This is a genomic window from Flavobacterium ovatum, from assembly GCF_040703125.1.
Taxonomy (GTDB): Bacteria; Bacteroidota; Bacteroidia; order Flavobacteriales; family Flavobacteriaceae; genus Flavobacterium; species Flavobacterium ovatum.
Window position 1 is genome coordinate 2,776,072 of record NZ_CP160035.1, and the last position, 17,859, is coordinate 2,793,930.

The 17,859-nt window shown below is 34.4% G+C and carries 18 protein-coding genes; 7 read left to right on the forward strand and 11 right to left on the reverse strand.

The features are described 5' to 3' along the window. The first annotated feature begins 57 nt into the window (after positions 1–57). The 3 genes from ABZP37_RS11690 to ABZP37_RS11700 all read left to right on the forward strand — a co-directional run bounded on the left by ABZP37_RS11690 (position 58) and on the right by ABZP37_RS11700 (position 3,478). Complete coding sequence (locus tag ABZP37_RS11690) at positions 58–2,391, forward strand: UvrD-helicase domain-containing protein (protein ID WP_366183207.1); 2,334 nt, start codon at positions 58–60, stop codon at positions 2,389–2,391. Between the two features lie 68 nt (positions 2,392–2,459). Further along, the gene (locus ABZP37_RS11695) at positions 2,460–2,810 is read left to right on the forward strand and encodes a TfoX/Sxy family protein (protein ID WP_366183209.1); all 351 of its coding nucleotides are present in this window, start codon (positions 2,460–2,462) and stop codon (positions 2,808–2,810) included. A 47-nt stretch (positions 2,811–2,857) separates the two neighbouring features. Next, positions 2,858–3,478 carry an L-threonylcarbamoyladenylate synthase gene (locus ABZP37_RS11700; RefSeq protein ID WP_366183211.1) on the forward strand — a complete coding sequence of 207 codons (621 nt, stop codon included), beginning with the start codon at positions 2,858–2,860 and terminating at the stop codon, positions 3,476–3,478. Positions 3,479–3,645: 167 nt separating this feature from the next. Here the strand turns inward: ABZP37_RS11700 and ABZP37_RS11705 are convergent, their stop codons facing one another. The 3 genes from ABZP37_RS11705 to ABZP37_RS11715 all read right to left on the reverse strand — a co-directional run bounded on the left by ABZP37_RS11705 (position 3,646) and on the right by ABZP37_RS11715 (position 5,992). Beyond that, the gene (locus tag ABZP37_RS11705; RefSeq protein ID WP_366183212.1) at positions 3,646–4,482 is read right to left on the reverse strand and encodes an OmpA family protein; all 837 of its coding nucleotides are present in this window, start codon (positions 4,480–4,482) and stop codon (positions 3,646–3,648) included. 74 nt (positions 4,483–4,556) lie between these two features. After that, positions 4,557–5,543, reverse strand: a complete 987-nt coding sequence (locus tag ABZP37_RS11710; protein WP_366183213.1) for a glycosyltransferase family 2 protein — start codon at positions 5,541–5,543, stop codon at positions 4,557–4,559. Further along, complete coding sequence (locus tag ABZP37_RS11715) at positions 5,540–5,992, reverse strand: type I restriction enzyme HsdR N-terminal domain-containing protein (RefSeq protein ID WP_366183215.1); 453 nt, start codon at positions 5,990–5,992, stop codon at positions 5,540–5,542. Before ABZP37_RS11715 ends, ABZP37_RS11710 begins: the two co-directional genes overlap by 4 nt. Before the next feature lie 101 nt (positions 5,993–6,093). Here ABZP37_RS11715 and holA point away from each other — a divergent pair, with 101 nt between their 5' ends. From holA to ettA, 3 genes are all read left to right on the forward strand, one after another. Then, complete coding sequence (gene holA / locus ABZP37_RS11720; protein ID WP_366183217.1) at positions 6,094–7,098, forward strand: DNA polymerase III subunit delta; 1,005 nt, start codon at positions 6,094–6,096, stop codon at positions 7,096–7,098. A gap of 45 nt (positions 7,099–7,143) precedes the next feature. Then, on the forward strand, positions 7,144–7,326 hold the full coding sequence (locus ABZP37_RS11725; RefSeq protein ID WP_366183218.1) for a CAL67264 family membrane protein: 183 nt from the start codon (positions 7,144–7,146) through the stop codon (positions 7,324–7,326). 130 nt (positions 7,327–7,456) lie between these two features. Continuing rightward, positions 7,457–9,151 carry an energy-dependent translational throttle protein EttA gene (gene ettA / locus ABZP37_RS11730; protein ID WP_366183220.1) on the forward strand — a complete coding sequence of 565 codons (1,695 nt, stop codon included), beginning with the start codon at positions 7,457–7,459 and terminating at the stop codon, positions 9,149–9,151. A gap of 296 nt (positions 9,152–9,447) precedes the next feature. On the opposite strand, the gene ABZP37_RS11735 is transcribed toward ettA, so the two are convergent. The 5 genes from ABZP37_RS11735 to ABZP37_RS11755 form a co-directional block, all read right to left on the reverse strand. Next, complete coding sequence (locus ABZP37_RS11735) at positions 9,448–9,576, reverse strand: hypothetical protein (RefSeq protein WP_366183222.1); 129 nt, start codon at positions 9,574–9,576, stop codon at positions 9,448–9,450. Between the two features lie 150 nt (positions 9,577–9,726). Beyond that, entirely contained in the window at positions 9,727–10,584 is an 858-nt protein-coding gene (locus ABZP37_RS11740) for a hypothetical protein (protein WP_366183223.1), read from the reverse strand. 2 nt (positions 10,585–10,586) lie between these two features. Further along, positions 10,587–11,291, reverse strand: coding sequence for a hypothetical protein (locus ABZP37_RS11745; RefSeq protein WP_366183225.1), 705 nt, complete (start codon positions 11,289–11,291; stop codon positions 10,587–10,589). A gap of 177 nt (positions 11,292–11,468) precedes the next feature. Then, complete coding sequence (locus tag ABZP37_RS11750; RefSeq protein ID WP_366183227.1) at positions 11,469–11,885, reverse strand: DUF393 domain-containing protein; 417 nt, start codon at positions 11,883–11,885, stop codon at positions 11,469–11,471. A 104-nt stretch (positions 11,886–11,989) separates the two neighbouring features. Further along, complete coding sequence (locus ABZP37_RS11755) at positions 11,990–14,158, reverse strand: DNA mismatch repair protein MutS (RefSeq protein ID WP_366183229.1); 2,169 nt, start codon at positions 14,156–14,158, stop codon at positions 11,990–11,992. Between the two features lie 155 nt (positions 14,159–14,313). Here ABZP37_RS11755 and ung point away from each other — a divergent pair, with 155 nt between their 5' ends. Beyond that, the gene (gene ung, locus ABZP37_RS11760) at positions 14,314–14,985 is read left to right on the forward strand and encodes a uracil-DNA glycosylase (protein WP_366183231.1); all 672 of its coding nucleotides are present in this window, start codon (positions 14,314–14,316) and stop codon (positions 14,983–14,985) included. Positions 14,986–15,010: 25 nt separating this feature from the next. On the opposite strand, the gene ABZP37_RS11765 is transcribed toward ung, so the two are convergent. From ABZP37_RS11765 to ABZP37_RS11775, 3 genes are all read right to left on the reverse strand, one after another. Continuing rightward, positions 15,011–16,000 (reverse strand): D-glycerate dehydrogenase, encoded by a 990-nt coding sequence (locus ABZP37_RS11765; protein WP_366183232.1) that lies wholly within the window; start codon positions 15,998–16,000, stop codon positions 15,011–15,013. A 131-nt stretch (positions 16,001–16,131) separates the two neighbouring features. After that, positions 16,132–16,563, reverse strand: a complete 432-nt coding sequence (locus tag ABZP37_RS11770) for an META domain-containing protein (protein WP_366183234.1) — start codon at positions 16,561–16,563, stop codon at positions 16,132–16,134. A 212-nt stretch (positions 16,564–16,775) separates the two neighbouring features. Next, positions 16,776–17,675 carry a mechanosensitive ion channel gene (locus ABZP37_RS11775; RefSeq protein WP_366183236.1) on the reverse strand — a complete coding sequence of 300 codons (900 nt, stop codon included), beginning with the start codon at positions 17,673–17,675 and terminating at the stop codon, positions 16,776–16,778. Positions 17,676–17,859 lie beyond the last annotated feature (184 nt).

Below are 17,859 nucleotides of genomic sequence, written 5' to 3' on the forward strand. Positions count from 1 at the left end.
TAAAACATCCCTTTTCTTAACTCTTAAATTCTTATTTTTGCATAAATCGAATTTTTCATGCAACAATATATTTCACAACTAAACGACGCCCAACAATTACCTGTTTTGCAAAAAGAAGGCCCAATGATTATCATTGCTGGAGCCGGTTCTGGTAAAACGCGGGTGTTGACAATTCGTATTGCTTATTTGATGAGTCAAGGAATTGATGCATTTAATATTTTGTCGTTGACTTTTACGAACAAAGCTGCACGTGAAATGAAAGAACGTATTTCATCTATTGTGGGAGCAAGCGAGGCCAAAAACCTTTGGATGGGAACTTTCCACTCTATTTTTGCCCGTATGTTACGTTCCGAAGCGGATAAACTAGGGTATCCTTCTAATTTTACTATTTATGATTCACAGGACTCCTTGCGAGCACTTTCGGGTATTATTAAGGAAATGCAGCTGGATAAAGATATCTATAAGCCAAAACAGATTTTGAGCCGAATTTCGAGCTTTAAAAACAGTTTAATAACGGTAAAAGCATATTTTAACGATCCAGATTTACAAGAAGCCGATGCGATGGCAAAAAAACCTCGTATGGGGGAAATATATAGAAATTATGTAGACCGTTGCTTCAAATCGGGTGCGATGGATTTTGATGATTTGTTGTTGAAAACCAACGAATTGCTAACCCGTTTTCCAGAAGTTTTGGCTAAATATCAAAATCGTTTTCGATACATAATGGTAGATGAGTACCAAGATACAAATCACTCGCAGTATTTAATTGTAAGAGCTTTGTCTGATAAGTTTCAAAATATTTGTGTGGTTGGTGATGATGCTCAAAGTATATATGCTTTTCGTGGTGCGAACATCAATAATATTTTGAATTTTCAAAAAGATTATGAAGGTGTACAAATGTATCGTCTGGAGCAAAATTACCGTTCAACTAAAAACATTGTAGAAGCGGCTAATACGATTATTGATAAAAATAAAGTAAAACTCGATAAAATTGTTTGGACAGCCAATGATTTTGGTCCCAAGATAAAAGTACACCGCAGCATGACCGATGCGGAGGAAGGTCGATTTGTAGCAAGTACTATTTTTGAACAAAAAATGCAAAACCAACTGCATAATGGTGCTTTCGCTATTTTGTATCGCACCAATGCACAATCCCGTGCGATGGAGGATGCGCTTCGAAAAAGAGATATACCGTACCGTATTTATGGTGGTTTATCTTTTTATCAAAGAAAAGAAATCAAAGATGTGCTTTGTTATTTGCGATTGGTTATTAATCCAAAAGACGAAGAAGCTTTGGTACGTGTGATTAATTATCCTGCTAGGGGAATTGGAGATACAACCGTTGAAAAATTGACTGTTGCTGCCAATCACTACAAGCGTTCGATTTTTGAAATCATGAAGAATATTGATAAAATCGATTTGAAACTGAACAATGGAACCAAGCAAAAATTGAAAGATTTTGTTTTGATGATTCGTAGTTTTCAAGTGATTAATGAGAACCAAGATGCTTTTTACCTGACGGATCATGTCGCCAAAAAATCAGGTTTGGTACAGGAATTAAAAAAAGACGCCACTCCGGAAGGAATGTTGCGTATTCAGAATATAGAAGAACTACTTAATGGTATCAAGGATTTTACCGAAGGGCAAAAAGAAATTGATGGAGCTAGAGGTTCATTAGAAGAATTCATGGAAGATGTTGCTTTGGCTACTGACTTAGATAAGGATACTTCTGATCAAGACCGAGTAGGTTTGATGACGATTCACTTGGCTAAAGGCTTAGAATTCCCTCACGTATTTGTGGTAGGGATGGAAGAAGATTTATTTCCATCCGCTATGAGTATGAGTACTCGTAGCGAATTAGAAGAAGAGCGTCGTTTGTTTTACGTTGCTTTGACACGTGCAGAGCATCAAGCGTATTTGACCTACGCTCAATCGCGCTACCGCTGGGGAAAATTGACAGATTGCGAACCGTCTCGTTTTATAGAGGAAATTGATAGCCAATATCTAGAATACCTCACGCCAGCTGAAAGTAATTACCGTTACCAATCCACCATTGATAAAGATATTTTTGATGATGTGGATAAATCTAAATTTAGAATGTCTAAACCTTTAAATGGTGTTCCGCCAAAACCGGCTTCACCAAATGATCCGAAGTCAGAAATGAATGTTCGGAAACTAAAACCTGTTTCTAGTAATGGATCATCTACAAAGGCTAATTTGTTCGACAACCAGTTAACTATTGGTAATGTAGTGATGCATGAACGTTTTGGTAAAGGGCAAGTGTTGAATATAGAAGGCGTAGGGGGAGATAAAAAAGCCGAAATCAAATTTGAAGTAGGGGGGATTAAAAAATTGTTGTTGCGTTTTGCGAAGTTGGATATTATTGGGTAATTAAGTATTTGTTTTTGAGTGTCTTAATTCTTAGTAAATACTAGATGTAGTTAAAATCAATTAAAATAATGGCTTACGACGAAATTTTATCATTACGGATTCAGAAACAATTACTCGAAAAACAAATTGACTTTATTGAAAAGAAAATGTTTGGAGGCAATGCATTTATGATTGCTGATAAAATGTGCATTGGAGTAATGAAAGACGAAATGATGTTGCGTGTGATGGATGAGTTTTATGAATCTTTACTAGAAGAAAACCATGTAAAACCTATGACTTTTACCGGTAGAAGCATGAAAAACTTCCTGTTTATAGAGCCTGAAGCATACATAAACGAAACGCAATTGGCTAGATGGATTAAATTAGCGATTGATTTTGGGAATAGAGGAGTGGTAAAAACGAAAATGAAGAAAAAATAATAGTTTCCTGTTGTACAACTTGAAACCTAAAACCTGAAACAAAAAAGATGGCAGAATTCATTAAAATATACGAAGACAAACCTAACGAAGCAGCAATTGCCAAAGTGGTTAAGGTGTTACAAGCAGGTGGGTTGGTGATTTATCCCACAGATACAGTATATGGTTTGGGTTGTGATATTACCAACAGTAAAGCCCTTGAAAAAATTGCACGTATCAAAGGGGTAAAATTGGATAAAGCAAAATTTTCATTTATCTGTCATGACTTGAGTAATCTATCTGATTATGTTCGGCAAATTGATACGGCTACTTTCAAGATTTTGAAACGAGCTTTGCCTGGGCCTTATACTTTTATTTTACCTGGAAATAATAATTTACCAAAAGAATTTAAGAAGAAAACGACAGTTGGTATTCGTGTTCCGGAAAATAATATTGTACTTGAAATTGTACGAGTATTGGGGAATCCAATTGTCACAACCTCTATTCGTGATGAAGATGATGTTGTGGAATATACGACTGATCCAGAATTAATTTTTGAAAAATGGCAAAATCTTGTCGACTTGGTTATTGATGGTGGTTATGGAGATAATGTAGGTTCTACTATTATCGACTTGTCTGAACATGAGCCTGTTGTGATAAGAGAAGGTAAAGGGAGTTTAGATGTCTTGTAGAATAAATTATGAATTATAAGTTAAGAGTTATAAGTTGTGCGTATCAATTATAACTTTTAAAATTGTGTAGTTAGTGAAATACTATCAAATTTCACATAAAAAAAACGTCCCGAATTACTCGGGACGTTTTCTATTAAGTACTAAGTTTAGTTACTTCTAACTAAATCTTATTTTCCTTGTTGTTTTTTCATTTCTTTTTCGATCATATCGTAGAATTGATCAATTTTAGGCAATACGATGATACGAGTTCTACGGTTACGAGCTCTGTTTTCAGCTGAATCGTTTGAAACTAAAGGAACATAAGAACTTCTACCTGCAGCGATTAATTGCTCTGGTTTAACTCCTAATTGATTCGTTAATACACGGATGATAGAAGTAGAACGTTTTACACTTAAATCCCAATTGTCTAGTAACACACCGTTTCCAACATAAGGAACGCTATCTGTGTGACCTTCAACCATACATTCAAAATCTGGTTTGTCGTTAACTACTTTAGCCACTTTAGCTAAAACTCCTTTTGCTTTATCGCTTACTTCATAGCTGCCGCTTTTGAATAACAATTTATCAGCAATAGAGATGTAAACGACACCTTTTTCAACATTGATTTCAATATCTGGATCAGAGATTCCAACTGAGCTTTTCAAGCTAGATACAAGTGCAAGAGTTACACTGTCTTTTCTTGTCATAGCATCCTGTAATCTTGTGATTCTTAAATCTTTTTCTTTTAAGCTTTCTAAAGATTTCTCTAAGTTTTCAGCCCCTTTTGATGTTAACATCGTTAAGTTCTTAGAAGTAGTGATTAAAGTTTCATTATGATCCCTCAAGCCATCTACTCTTGCTGCAAGACCAGCTTTTTCTTCAAGACAACTGTTTAATTTTACAGTACAAGTATTTAATAAGTCTTGTGTTTCTTTGTTTCTACTTTCTAGTTCTTGGTATTTCTTTTTGGATACACAAGAAGTCAAAAGAGTTAATACTGATAATGCGACTACGATTTTTTTCATAAATTCATTAATTAGGTTTGGATTACAAATTTAGTTCTTAAAGTTCAAAACAGACTTATAAAGTACTGTTAATTTTAGTTAACAAATACCTTGCCACTGTTAACATAATACGTGTAGACTATTGACCTTTCTTTAAAGTAGTTTGAACGTTGTGACGAAGCTCTTTTTTTGTAATTAATTATAAATGAGCTATAAAAGCTAAAATGAGCTTGTAAAATAGCCCTAAAATGTTTCCATTTCCCTTCTGAAATAAATTTTAATCCTGCAACTCCGTCCAGAATCATTCTGGAAAAAAGAATTGGAAAAACTGATTTTGAGGGTAAGTTTTTTACCAACATGAACAAGGAATTTCTGAAATTGAGATAGGTTTTCTTGGGATTCCCTTGGTCTAATGTTGCACCGCCTACGTGATATACTGTAGATTTTGAATTATATTTAATCATAAAACCTTTGTTGATGATGCGCCAACACAAATCGATTTCCTCTTGATGCGCAAAAAAATCATCGTCGAATCCTTTTAATTCGTTATAAACATTGGCACGAATGAAAAAGCATGCTCCTGATGCCCAGAATATTTCTTTTTCGTCATTGTATTGACCATTGTCTTTTTCGATTGTTTCAAAAATACGTCCTCGGCAATACGGATAACCATATTTATCTATGAAACCTCCAGCTGCACCAGCATATTCAAAATATTCTTTGTTTTTGAAATCTAAAATTTTGGGCTGAATTACAGCAGTTTTCGGTTCTTTTTCAAAAGTTTTAATGATGGGCTGTAGCCAATTTTCGGTTACTTCAATATCGGAGTTTACCAAAGCGTAAACATCGGCTTCGATATGTTTTAAGGCTTCGTTATAACCTTGAGCAAAACCGTAGTTTTTTTTGTTTAATACAATTTTCACGTTTGGAAAATGCTCCTTTATATAAGGTATAGAGTTATCTGTAGAAGCATTATCTGCTACATATATAGTGGCTTCGGGCGAATATTGTATCACTGAAGGTAAAAACTGCTGGAGTAATGCGACTCCATTCCAGTTGAGGATAACGACTGCTATTTTCATTTTTTAATTGAGTATTGTGGTAAATCGGGTAGAAAATCGAATTTCTCATTTTCATAATCCATTTGGCAAAAGTAGTGATTCAAACCATTGGTTACCATTAAATATTCGGCATTCATGGTCATGTTATAACGGGCTATTTGGTCAAAAACTCCTTGGGTAATTTTTACTTCAGGTGCTTTACATTCGACTAAAATGTAAATAGTACCATCAGAATTATAGACGACTGCATCGTATCTTTTTCTTAAACCGTTTACTTTTAATACTTTTTCAACATTGATTAAGGATTTCGGAATCTGTTTTTCTTCTAATAAAAAACGTACTACGTGCTGACGAACCCATTCTTCGGGAGTAAGGATGATGAATTTTTTCCTGATTTCATCAAAGATAGACACTTTATTTTCGCTATTTTTGAATCGAAATGTATAAGTAGGGAATTGTAGCTTTTGCATGGCGCAAAAATATATAATATTGTTTAAAGTTTGAAGTTTAAAGTTGTTTTGATTGTTCAGCGACTTTAAACCTTAAACCTTTAAATTTTGAACATTAAAAAATGGACGAAGTAATAAAAATTGTAAATGATATCAAGGCTGGAAATATAAAACCGATTTATTTTTTGATGGGCGAAGAGGCTTATTATATTGATAAATTATCGGATTATATCGAAGATACTGTTTTGACCGAGGAGGAAAAAGGGTTTAATCAAACGGTTTTGTATGGTCGTGACGTGACGATTGAAGATATTGTTTCGACTGCGAAACGTTACCCAATGATGGCAGACAGACAAGTCGTAATCGTGAAAGAAGCACAGGAATTGGCGCGTACAATTGATAAAATTGAGGCCTATGCAGAGAATCCGATGCCATCGACTGTTTTGGTTTTTGCCTACAAATACAAAACGCTCGATAAACGTAAAAAAGTGACTAAAACCTTGGCCAAAAATGGTTTGGTGTATGAAAGTAAAAAACTGTACGAGAACCAAGTTGGGGATTGGATAAAGCGAGTTTTGGCAGGTAAAAAGTATGCAATTGAACCAAAAGCAACGGCGATGTTGGTAGAGTTTTTAGGGACGGATTTGAGTAAAATTAATAACGAACTGGAAAAACTGAAGGTGATTTTACCAAAAGGAAGCACGATTACGGCGCATGATATTGAAGAAAATATTGGTTTTAGTAAAGACTTTAATGTGTTCGAATTGCGAAAAGCAATTGGAGAACGCAACCAATTGAAAGCCTACAAAATTGCAGAAAATTTTGCTCAAAACCCAAAAGACAATCCGATGGTGATGACAACGGGATTGGTATTTGGATTTTTTGTGCAATTATTGAAATATCATGGTGCTAAGGATAAAAATCCAGCAAAAGTTGCGGGATTGATTGGAGTGAATCCGTATTTTATGAAGGAGTATGATGTGGCAATAAAAAATTATCCGATGCGAAAGGTGAGTCAGATTATCGCCTCTTTGCGAGAAATTGACGTAAAAAGTAAGGGAGTTGGGGCAAATGCGCTCTCAAATGGAGATTTATTAAAAGAAATGCTCTATAAGATTTTTAATTAGGGCTAAAAATTGACGATATTTGTCGTTTAATAAATACCGCTATTTATGTCAATGAATAAAAATACGATTTTGGGGTGGGCCACTTTCATCATGATGATGATGGGATTCTTGTTGATTGGTCTTGGTGCTTTTCGATACGATGATGTCGCAGGATGGGGATTTGCAGCCGTTGGCGTTGGATTTTTGGCCATTTCATGGGTTTTTAATTCATTGAATGGGAGGCTGTGATTTGTTGTTTAACAAAGGAACAGATAAAAAATACAGCCACGAATTACACGGATTTATTTTAATTAATTTGTGGGAATTTGTGTAATTCGTGGCAAAGAAAAATAATAATAATAAAACAATAAACAATACTATGTCAGACGATAAGAAAGTAATTTTCTCGATGTCAAAATTGAGTAAAACCTATACTGGAGCAGATAAACCTGTTCTTAAAAATATTTATTTAAGTTTCTTCTATGGTGCCAAAATTGGTATCCTTGGTTTGAACGGTTCTGGAAAATCTTCTCTTTTGAAGATTATTGCTGGAGTAGATAAAAACTACCAAGGAGATATTGTTTTTGCACCAGGATATACCGTTGGGTATTTGGAACAAGAACCAGAATTGGACGATACCAAAACGGTAATCGAAATTGTTCGTGAAGGGGTAGCCGAAACGATGGAAGTTTTGGAAGAGTACAATAAAATCAATGATTTATTTGGTCTTGAAGAGAACTATTCAGATCCAGATAAAATGGATAAGTTGATGGATCGCCAAGCAGCATTGCAAGACAAAATTGATGCTCTAGGCGCTTGGGAAATCGATACCAAACTAGAAATCGCTATGGATGCTTTGCGTACGCCAGATGGTGATACGCCAATCAAAAATCTTTCGGGTGGTGAGCGTCGTCGTGTAGCTTTGTGCCGTTTGTTGTTGAAACAACCAGATGTATTATTATTGGATGAGCCTACCAATCACTTGGATGCCGAGTCGGTATTATGGTTGGAGCAGCACCTTGCGCAATACGCGGGAACGGTAATCGCTGTAACGCACGATAGGTACTTCTTGGATAATGTAGCAGGTTGGATTTTGGAATTGGATAGAGGAGAAGGTATTCCGTGGAAAGGGAATTATTCTTCTTGGTTAGACCAAAAATCAAGCAGAATGGCTTTGGAAGAAAAAGTAGCTTCTAAACGCCGTAAAAACTTAGAACGTGAGTTGGACTGGGTACGTCAAGGTGCGAAAGGACGTCAAACGAAACAAAAAGCGCGTTTGCAGAACTATGATAAATTATTGAATGAAGACCAAAAAGAGCTTGACGAAAAATTAGAGATTTACATTCCGAATGGTCCTCGTTTGGGAACAAATGTAATTGAAGCTAAAAACGTTGCGAAAGCTTTTGGAGACAAATTATTGTATGATAACTTGAACTTCACCTTGCCACAAGCTGGAATTGTTGGAATTATCGGGCCAAACGGTGCGGGTAAATCGACCATTTTCAGAATGATTATGGGTGAACAAGAAACCGATAGCGGAGAATTTACAGTAGGTGACACCGTGAAGATTGCTTATGTCGATCAAGCGCACTCTAATATTGATCCTAATAAATCGATTTGGGAAAACTTCTGTGATGGTCAAGAATTAATCATGATGGGCGGACGCCAAGTAAACTCAAGAGCTTATTTGAGCCGTTTCAACTTTGGTGGAAGTGATCAAAACAAAAAAGTAGCAACACTTTCTGGTGGTGAGCGTAACCGTTTGCACCTTGCAATGACGTTGAAAGAAGAAGGAAACGTTTTGTTATTGGATGAACCAACGAATGATTTGGATATTAATACACTTAGAGCGCTTGAAGAAGGATTGGAGCAATTTGCTGGTTGTGCGGTAGTAATCTCCCACGACAGATGGTTCTTGGACAGAATTTGTACACACATCCTTGCTTTTGAAGGGGAGTCTGAAGTGTATTATTTTGAAGGTGGTTTCTCTGAATATGAAGAAAACAAGAAAAAACGTTTAGGTGGTGATTTGACTCCAAAACGATTGAAATACAAAAAATTAATCAGAGGATAATATTGCTGATTGTTTTGAAAGTGGAAAGGGTAGTTCGAAAGAGCTACCCTTTTTTTTGTTATTCTTTTGCCGCAAAAGCACAAAGTCTCTAAGCTACAAAAAGTGTGCTTATTATTTAAGTATAATGTTTGCTCAATTCATTGTTTTCAGAGTTATAATACCGGCGCTTCTGGACACAAATTTCTTCATACAATTAGAATACATAGAATCATCATTAAAAATAATAACAATTTCTGTTTATAAAAACTTAGAAACACAGTCTCTTAGATACTTAATAAACGTTTTGAATGTTTAGATTACTTCTTCTTTTTGTCATTATTCATTAGCAGGAATATCATTGCTACCAATCCGATGATAACAAATCCAAAAACAAAGACGATTATTATAGAACCGTTGTCCCAATTTACAAGTATTGCGTTTTTCATATTAGAGTTGATTTAGTTAAGCAAAAATAGAAATACTAAATTAGTTAATATATGATAAATATCATTCTCAATACCTAACTAAAAAAGGCTTAATCATTGCAAAACAATAATTAAGCCTTTAAACAATAAAAACAATTAACTAAATTACTATTATTGAATATCTAAAAAGACACCACCTGTATAAGTAGGAGCAGCGTAAGTAATTTTTCCTGATAAGATTGCGGTATAGTTGAATGCTATTCCAAATTTAGGAGAAATATAATATCCTATTTCGCCACCAAGATTTGTAAATTCCACATTGTTGGCAAAGATTCCTTGACCTGTTTGATTATTGAAATTTCCATTATTGAAGGAGCGTACATTACTAAACTTGGTTGCTATAAATAATTTATTAGCGATTTTGGTTCCTATTTCTGCACCAAAATGAAACTCATCTGAAAATCCTTTTGTTCGATTATTGACGCCTGAATAAATTTTTCCATAAAAATAAAGTGTACTAATTTTAAATGGAATACCTAAGTCCAATTGAAGTAATTGATTAAATTCTCCATCGCCAGTTTGCAAACTACCATCTCGACCACCTTCTTTTTTTCCTGTTGGTAATCCAAATTTTAAAGTTGTAGATAAAGCTATCAAGTCATTTTTTAAGATTCCGTATCTCAAGCCTAAATCAATGTCTCCAACGGAATTCACTGCTTCACCGCCAGAAAGAACATTTCCGGTTGTACCTGAAACTTGGTTGTTTTGATACACTCTCGTTAATAAAGGTAAATATCCTATCAAATCTATTTTTTGAGTCAAACCATATTCACCATAAGCACTTACAATAAAGTTCCCTCTAGTGATGTTAGGGTCTTTTTCTTTGGCGCTGGTATAATGCTCATCTGCAATTAAGGAACTTGCAGATAATTTATAGTATCCGTTTCCTTTGCCTTTGTTCCATTGTGCAAAAGTCAGCTGCGTGATAAAAACTAAGGCTAAAGCGAGTTGTATTGTTTTAGTAATCATAATTATTTGGTTTTAATTTCAGCTTCTCCCACTTTGATTTTAAACGGCTCACACCAATGTGTCAAATATCCATAATCGTTGATTCCAACACCCATAATGTCCATTGTAAAGGCTCCTTTGTAAACTACGCCATCAGCATCACCTTGAGCGTCAATTTTCTTGGCTCCAACCATCGTGTTGGGGTTATTGCTTAGAAACATAGCAAAACCTGGCAAAGTAGAATCGGCTACATAATTACTGGCAAATGAAATTCGGATTCCACCACTAATTTCGGTGATTTCAAAATCACCTGCAGACGCATAGGAACTTGTTTTTACTAGTGTACCTTTTTTGACAATTGCTGTTGGTGTACTACCAACATCATTAACTGTTATAGCAACAGATTTCTCAACCAACTTATTTTGATAGGTCGTTGATACTGTTATTGTAGCTGTTCCTTTCGACTTTGCAGTGATTTTTTTGTTTGCATTATCTACTTCAATAATAGGGGAGTTATTGGAAGCTAAATTAAAAACTACGGTTTGTTTTATTCCCAAATTATCAAAGAAAAAAGCATCTAGAACCACTTCATTTCCAATTATAAAATTAGAAAAAGAGTTGTTTATCCTAATATTTTCCTCGATTTCGTCATTTACAATATCTTCTTTGATACAAGAACTAAATCCAAATAGTAGTATAAAAACTAATACTATGTTACCTATTCTCATCGTTATAAAGTTTAAGTTGTTAATTAATTCGTCGTTTATCGCCAGTAAGCCTGACATAATAATATACGAATTATTTTCTATAACGGTTTTAGACACAAAATAATTTCTGATTGTAGAACCAATTTTAGTAAGGTAAAATATTATTTTTTAATGTTTTATATCGAAAGACTAGCGGGGTTATTCCAGAAATTTAGATTTTAAATCCAGAGTCGGAATCATGCAACTTTCTTTTTTTCCGTACCAACGGTAGCGGTTTTTGGCTATATAATCATAAACCCAATTACTTAAAAAAGGTGGGACTATTCTAAAAACAGATAATAAAGGAAGAAATCCACTTAAATCAGCAGCGATTTCTAGTGCAGCTTGTGATTTGTAATAATACGCTTTTTGAGGAAGGTAAAGGATGATACTATCGGTTTGGGCTGTGTCTATTCCTATATAATTGATGATTTCCTCACCTAAATCAGATTGTAATGCTACAAAACGGAAAACATCTTTTTTATCATGCGCAATGACATAATTGACGGCTGTATTACAAAGATTGCATACGCCGTCAAAAAGGACTATTTTTTTGTTTTGAGGTAGGTTTAACATGGTGTTTGAAGTTTATGATTGTAAAGGTTATTTGGTTAGTTGTTTAATTGGTTAATTTATTGTGGACGATTAAGCAGTTTACCGAATAATCAATTAACCAATTTCTACCTCTTCTTAACCGCTTCGACCAATTCCAATTCGACCAAGTTTACTTTTGAAGTAAAGATACCGTAATTTACAGTTGCTTTCTTTTTTTCAATACTGTCAATACTTCCCACTGCTTTTCCATCAATCATTCGGACTCTGTCACCAACTTTTAAAATATGCGTTGGTTTTACAACTACTGGTTTGAGTTTCTTTTCTTTCTTTTCCTGACGGATTTCTTCTACCTGAACTTCAACTTCTTTGATGACTTCTTTTTTCTTTTCGACAATTGCTTTGGCTTCTTTTGGAGTTGCTTTTTTACGCTTAGAATTTTCGATTTCGATGATTTTCAAAAACTCACCAATTAAGTCTTTTTTATTTTTATTGTTAAAGTATTTCTCTGAGATATCTTCAATTTTTTGACCAATATAAATCGTCTTTTGATTGCTGTCATATAATTCTTGATAGCTTTCTAGTTTTTGTTTGATTTTGACATTGATAGTCTCCATTTTTTTACCTTCTTCACGGGCTTTACCTTCTTCTTCTTTAAGGTTTTGCGAAGTTTTCTCCATCTTGGAACGTTCTTTTTGCAAAGTAGCAATGGTTTTGTCAAAACGTACTTTTCCGACTTCGATCTTCTTTTTTGCTCTATTAATTAAGCTAAACGGAATTCCGTTTTTCAAAGCGACTTCAAAAGTAAACGAACTTCCTGCTTGTCCCAAAACCAATTTATACAAAGGCTCCAATGATTTTTCGTCAAAAAGCATGTTCGCATTGGTGGCGAAAGGCAATTCATTTGCCAAAATTTTCAAGTTGGAGTAGTGGGTTGTAATAATTCCAAACGCTTCTCGATGGTAGAATTCTTCCAAGAAAATTTCTGCCAATGCACCACCCAACTCAGGGTCAGAACCAGTTCCAAATTCATCAATTAAGAACATGGTTTTGTTGTTGCACTTTTTTAAGAAGTAGTTCATGTTCTTTAATCGGTAACTGTAGGTACTTAGGTGATTTTCAATAGATTGATTGTCTCCAATATCTGTCAGTATTCGGTCGAAAAGAAAGGTTTCAGAGCGTTCGTGCACCGGAATCAACATACCCGATTGCAACATCAATTGCAGCAAACCAACTGTTTTTAACGAAATAGTTTTTCCTCCTGCATTGGGTCCCGAAATCACGATAATTCGGTTTTCTTGTAAAAGTTCAATAGTCTGCGGATGAGTAATTGCCTTCTTTTGTTTGTTATTCAAATACAAAATCGGATGGTAGGCATCTCTAAAATACAATCGTCTGTTCTCGCTAATAGTAGGCATTATTCCGTTGATCCGATCTGCATATTTTGCTTTGGCAGCAATCACATCTACATCACTCAAGAAATCTTGATATTGTCTTAGCAAGGGTAAAAACGGACGAACACCGTTGGATAAATTCTTTAAAATTCTAGTAATCTCTTCTGTTTCTTCGTATTCTAAATTACTCAATTCACGAGAGTAACGCAAGGTAGCTTCTGGTTCTACATAAGCAATACTACCCGTTTTGGAACTTCCTAAAATGGTACCTTTAACTTTCCGACGGTACATCGCTAGTACGGCCAAAACACGTCGGTTTTGAACAATACTTTCTTTTATATCGTCCAAGTAGCCCAATCCATTATACTGCGTTAAAGCGACTCCAAAACTCTGATTCACTTTACCGCGAATCGAGTTCATATTTCTGCGAATCTCCACCAAAGCAGGCGAAGCATTGTCTTTAATTTCGCCATATTTATCCACTACAGCATCAATTTGGCTAATAATCTCTTTGGTCAATTCGACTTCCGAAGCTCGTTTGTTGATTATTGGGTAATAGTCGTCAAATTTTCGAAGAAAGTTCAATAAAAAGTTTACTGTTGCGGAGAGGTTGGCAATTTTTCTAAAACTACCTACTTCCAGGAAACTGTCTTCTATTGCTAGGAATTTGATTTCGTGCGTAATCGCGTCAAAACCATGATTCGGAATGGCATTGTTGTTTTGAAAAGACGAAACATACTCTGAGGTTTGCAACAAGGCATCCATCAGGGATTCTTTGTCTCTAAAAGGAGTGATTTCTAAAGCTTTTTGTTTTCCAATATCAGTATTGCAAATCGCCGAAATGGTTTCGAGCACTGTTGGAAATTGTAAATCTTGTAATGTTTTTTCGGTAATGGATATCATTATTGGTATGAGATTCTTTTAGGCAAAAATAGTTAATCGTAAAGACTATTACGCAGTGATTCGTTAAGTTTTCACAAAGATTAAAAGAGATAATTAATGTACTTAGCGAATCTTCGTATTTTCTCTGTGTATCTTTGCGAAATAACTTTTAGAAAATGCAAGTACCATTACCTCCAGATTGGCAAACTATTTTATCAGACGAAATCCAAAAATCTTATTTCAAGGAGTTGCAATTGGCTGTAGCCAAAGAATACCAAGAAAACACCTGTTTTCCGCCACAAGAGTTGATTTTATCAGCTTTAAATCATTGTTCTTTTTTAAATATTAAAGTTGTGATTATTGGTCAAGACCCGTATCATGGAGTAGGAGAGGCCAATGGTTTGAGCTTTTCGGTTAATGATGGCGTAAGAATTCCGCCTTCTTTGCGGAATATTAATCGAGAATTGTGTGATGATTTGGATTCAATTTTCATGCCTACTTCTGGAAATTTAGAACATTGGGCGAATCAAGGAGTTTTGCTGTTGAACGCTACTTTAACGGTTCGAAAAGACAGCCCGAATAGTCATAAACACTTAAAATGGAATTTATTTACAGATGCTGTCATCCAGAAAATTTCTGAAGAGAAAGAAAATGTCGTTTTTCTACTTTGGGGTGGTTTTGCTCATAAAAAAGGAGCTAAAATCGATCGAACCAAACATTTGGTTCTAGAATCTGGACATCCTTCGCCAATGAGTGCTAACCAAGGGAAATGGTTCGGAAACAAACATTTTAGTAAAACTAATCAGTATTTAAAAGAAAAAGGATTGGTTGAGATAGCTTGGTTGTGATTTCTATTTACTACTAAGTTTCTGATCAATCTTTTTTCAATACCTCAGGATTCACGATGTGTGGAACGTTGTTATTTTTATAGAACTCAATAATATTTAAAGCTGCCAAAGTTGCCATTTGATTTCTCGTTTCAACCGTTCCCGAACCAATGTGTGGCAAAATAGAAACGTTTTCCATTTGTAGCAAAACATTGTCAGCTTGCATAGGCTCCGGATTGGTAACATCGAGTCCTGCTCCCCATATTTTTCCAGTATTCAAGGCGTCTATTAAATCAGGTTCATTATGAATTAATCCACGGGAAGTATTTATAAAAATAGAACTCGGTTTCATTTGGTCAAATGCTGTCTTATTGAAAATACCTATAGTTTCTGTATTTAAAGAACAATGAACAGAAAGCACATCGCTTTGTTCTAATAAAGTATTAAAATCGACATATTTTGCGCCTAACTCTTTTTCGGCAATTATATTAGGTTTACGATTATGATAAATGATATTCATATTGTAAGCTCCCTTGCAGCGTTTGGCCATTTCAATGCCTATTCTACCAAGTCCATATATTCCAATGGTTTTGTTTTCTAATTCGATACCTAGATTTCCCGTAGGTTTAAAATATTTCCACTCATTATTAATAATACTTTTATGTAAATAGAACATTTTGCGAGAAGTTGCAATCATTAATCCAAAGGCTATATCAGCAGTAGCTTTGCTTAAAACATCTGGCGTATTGCCTATAGGAATCCCTAATTTTGTAGCCTCTACAACATCAATATTATCGTAACCGACAGCAAATTGAGAAATAATATCAAGATGAACACATTCATTCAAAAACTTCTGGTCGATTTTATCGCCTACTGTACAAAATAAAGCATTATTTTCTTTTGCTTTTTCAATCAATTCCTCCTGTGTCATTGGTCTATCTTGATTCCAAGAAGTCACAGTGAATCCAGCTTTTTTTAATAATGCAGTTCCTATTTTAGGGAAAATTCTTGAAAGAAATATTTTTTTATTTTCCATTATTTCTCAGATTGCTAGGTGTCTTTTCTTTAATTTAACGTGCTGTCTATACTACGTTTTCTATTATACATTTAAATAAGATGACGTTGCTAAACTCTAAAAATTGAGACAAACGAACGCCAATAGTACACTTACGGATTTACTTTTTTAAAACGCATCATCGGTACTTCTTCCATCATCATATTTAATTTACCGTCTTGGTCAAAACTGAATTTGTTAATTTTTTGAACCATATTCAAAAAGACATTTTCTCCTTCGCCACAATACATTCTAGTGGTTGGTCCAGCTTCGCCAAAAGAAATGGAATCACCATTCAAAGTAAAACTAGCCGAATAGCTATTGCAACTGTTATTACCCAATACTTTTTGGGATTCTTTATCAAATGTAATTGTGGGTTTTCTATCTGGATATAATCCTTCAAAGGCAATGCGCGGCCCTGAAATATACTCCATTTCCCAAGTGGTACCGTAGAGTTCGTCGTTACTACTTTCTTTTTTAGTAGCACAAGAAACAATTATAAAAGTGAAAATTATTAGCAAAATTATGCTTGTTATTTTCATCATGAAAATAAGGTTTTATTAATTTTTCAGGTTTCGTATTAGGTCTCAAAGATAACACAAAGATTTTACAGACAGATTACTAAACAATTTATCCTATTAGGTAGAGAAAATAGCTGGAATTAAAGAAAGCAACTCATTACAAGTTGCTTTTTGTATTTAATAGTGTTACAAATACTACCTTTTTTGCTTTAAATTAAGCCAGTATCGACATACTTTTACTCCTGTTCTTTGGCAATTTGTAAGGCCATCTCACTTAAGGCTGTTCCTCCTTTGATTCCAAAATCTAGTGTTCTGATAGGGAAAGGAATCATAATATCGTTTGCGTCATACGCTTTCTTAATTTTTATGATAGCTTCACTTCCTACTTTGTTGTATACAGACTGTTCAGGAGTATTAATCCACATTCTTATTGATAGATTGACTGAACTATCGCCAAATTCAACAAAAATCACAGTGATTTCATCTTCTTTAGAAAGTCCTTCAATATCGCTTACGGCATTTAATGTAATGTCTCTTACTTTTTCTAAATCATCACCATAAGAAACTCCTACACTTAGATCAAAACGTCTTTTTTGCAAGATTGTGTAATTTTCAATAGGATTTTGAAAGACTTCTTTATTGGGGATTATAACCGTTTTTCCTTGAAATGTTTCTAAAACGGTGTCACGAAGGTTAATTACCTTTACCTTTCCCATGTACTCCTTAATTTGGACAATGTCCCCAACTTTAAGTGGTTTTCTAAAAGATATAAATATTCCAGACATGAAATTAGCTGCAATATCTTGAAAAGCAAATGCTAAAGCCAGACCCAATATACCAGCACCTGCTAGAATAGAAGTAACTGCTTTATCTAAATTTAGGATAGTTAACACGGTAAAAATCACTATACCTATAAATATAAAGTAAACTATTGAGCTAAATAAATTATTAAGAGTAAGGTTGTTAGATATTTTTGTAATTAGTTTTGTAGTTAATTTGCGAACAAATTTAGCTATATAGATACCGATTGCCAAGACTATGGCTGCCATTACGATATTGGGTAATAACAGAATTAAAGCTTCAAACCAGTCGGTTATTTTGTCTGTAATTAAAGAAGAAATTTTATTGATGTCCATTTTTATTAGTGATTTCAGTGTCAAAGTTTATTAACGTTTATGAATTAATGTTTATAAATATCTAATATAATAAATGATTCCTTTGTTCACAACTTTATAAGTACTGATTTTTAAAGTAGCTACATTAATTATCTGAACATTAGTGATATGGTGAAGATTTGTTTTATGTTTAAGTTGTTGATTT